At 65.8% G+C, this 1,713-nt stretch carries 2 protein-coding genes; one reads left to right on the top strand and one right to left on the bottom strand.

The features are described from left to right. Nucleotides 1-481, top strand: a 481-nt coding sequence (locus EN893_RS32675) for an aldo/keto reductase (RefSeq protein WP_164901334.1), incomplete at its 5' end; no start/stop codon positions are given. Here EN893_RS32675 and mutS read toward each other — a convergent pair. Continuing rightward, the coding region (gene mutS, locus EN893_RS32670) for a DNA mismatch repair protein MutS (protein ID WP_128362123.1) at nt 482-1,713 on the bottom strand (1,232 nt) is incomplete at its 5' end.

Here is a 1,713-nt window from a genome sequence, read left to right as displayed (position 1 = left end):
GGCCGAAACGGTCGCGGCTTTCGAGACCCTGAAAAAGGCCGGCAAGATCCGCCACTGGGGCGTCAGCAATTTCGACACCGACGAGATGGAAGAGCTGACCGGCCTGCCCGACGGCAACAATGTCCAGACCAACCAGGTGCTCTACAATCTGGTCCGGCGCGGCCTCGAATTCGACCTGGCACCCTGGAGCCTGCAACGCGGCATTCCGCTGACGGCCTATTCGCCAGTCGAGCAAGGCGCGCTGGCGCGCAATGCCAGGCTCGACGCCGTCGCTGCCCGCCACAATGCGACCCCGGCGCAAATCGCCCTGGCCTGGGTGATGCAACAGGAGGGCATCATCGCCATCCCCAAGGCCAGCAGCCAGGAACATGTCCGCCAGAATGTCGCCGCGCTCGACATCAAGCTGACGCCGCAGGACATCACCGATCTCGACCGCGCCTTCCCTCCACCAGCGCGCAAGCGCGGGTTGGAGATGATCTGACTATGTCCCCGCCAGCCCCTTCAGCCGGTAGAGCGCTTCCAGCGCCTCCCGTGGCGTCATCTCGTCGGGATTGATCTCGCCCAGCGCCGCCCCCAGCACATCACTTTTCACCGGCTTCGACGCTTCCCGCTTCACCGCCACCGAAAACAGCGGCAAATCGTCCACCAGCCGGTTCGTCTTGCCCGAAACCTCACCTTCCTCAAGCTGGTGCAGCACTTCCTTGGCGCGGTCGACCACCGCCTCCGGCAGGCCGGCCAGCCGTGCCACCTGCACCCCGTAGGAGCGGTCGGCGGCCCCCTTGCCGACCTCGTGCAGGAAGACGACGTCGTTCTCCCATTCCTTGACCCGCATGGTCACGTTGGAGAGCCGCGCCAGCTTGCCGGCCAGCGAGGTCATTTCGTGAAAGTGAGTGGCGAAGATCGCCCGGCAGCGGTTCTTCTCATGCAGATACTCGACTGCCGCCCACGCGATTGACAGGCCGTCGAAAGTGGCGGTGCCGCGGCCGATCTCGTCGAGGATCACCAGTGCGCGCTCGCCGGCCTGGTTGAGGATCGCCGCCGTCTCGACCATCTCGACCATGAAGGTCGAGCGGCCGCGCGCCAGATCGTCCGAGGCGCCGACCCGCGAGAACAGCCGGTCGACGACGCCGATATGGGCCGATGTCGCCGGCACGAAGGAGCCGGTCTGGGCCAGGATGGCGATCAGTGCGTTCTGCCGCAGGAACGTCGACTTGCCGCCCATGTTCGGGCCGGTCAGGAGCCAGATCGCACCGTTCTTGGCGCTGCCCTCCGGCGACAGGTCGCAATCATTGGCGACGAACGGGCCATCGCCGGAACGGCGAAGCGCTTGTTCGACCACGGGATGCCGCCCCCCCGCAATTTCGAAGGCGAGGCTCGAATCCACCACTGGTCGGCACCAGGCTTCGCTTTCCGAAAGCAGCGCGAGCGCCGCCGAGACATCGAGCACAGCCAGCGCATCGGCACCGGCGCGGATCTTCTCCGCCTCGCCGACCGCTTCCGCCGTCAGCGCGTCGAAGGCGGCCAGTTCGATGTTGAGCGCCCGGTCGGCGGCATTGGCGATCTTGGTCTCGAGTTCGGCAAGCTCGGTCGTGGTAAAGCGCATGGCGTTGGCCATGGTCTGACGGTGGATGAAGCGCGCCTTGGCGCCGTCGCTGCCGGTCATCACCGCATGATGGTTGGCGGTCACCTCGATATAGTAGCCAAGCACATTAT

Source organism: Mesorhizobium sp. M7A.F.Ca.CA.004.04.2.1 (assembly GCF_004022825.1).
In the GTDB taxonomy this organism is placed as follows: domain Bacteria; phylum Pseudomonadota; class Alphaproteobacteria; order Rhizobiales; family Rhizobiaceae; genus Mesorhizobium.
The sequence above is the reverse complement of the archived record's forward strand: the minus strand, read 5'-3'. Positions and strand labels throughout refer to the sequence as shown.